General features: G+C 78.5%; 1 protein-coding gene. It reads right to left on the reverse strand.

What is annotated here, in order from left to right; all coding sequences use genetic code 11:
* Window positions 1-138 precede the first annotated feature (138 nt).
* Window positions 139-465: hypothetical protein (locus ACZ4UX_RS36545; RefSeq protein ID WP_465709805.1), on the reverse strand; the 327-nt coding region annotated here is incomplete at its 5' end.

A 465-nucleotide genomic window follows, 5' to 3' on the forward strand; every position in this document is an offset into this window, starting at 1 on the left:
CCCCCCCCCCCCCCCCCCCCCCCCCCCCCCCCTCCCCCCCCCCCCCACCCCCCCCACCCCCCCCCCCCCCCCCACCCCCCCCCCCCCCCCCCCCCCCCCCCTCCCCCCCCCCCCCCCCCCCCCCCCGGGCCCTCCCCGTCAGCCGGTCGTGGGGATCCGGCCGACCACGGACCAGCCGGTCCAGCCTCCGCCGGCCGGGTCGGCGGCGTGGGCCATCACGCCGTCGGTGCCCTGGCCGAAGAGTTCGGCGGTCCTGGTGCCCGGGTCGTAGACCGCGGACGGGGAGTTGCGGAAGTTCCAGGCGCCGGTGACGGTCCAAGGACCCCAACCGGTGGCAGGGTTCCACGTCGCGCGGTACATCGACCCGTCGGTACCGACCGCGAACACTTCGAGCGTGTGGGTCACCGGATTGTGGAGGACACTCGGCACGCCGGTGAACCTGCCCCCGGGGTTGAGGGTGAAGGG

The sequence above is a fragment of the Kitasatospora sp. NPDC028961 genome (assembly GCF_055564815.1).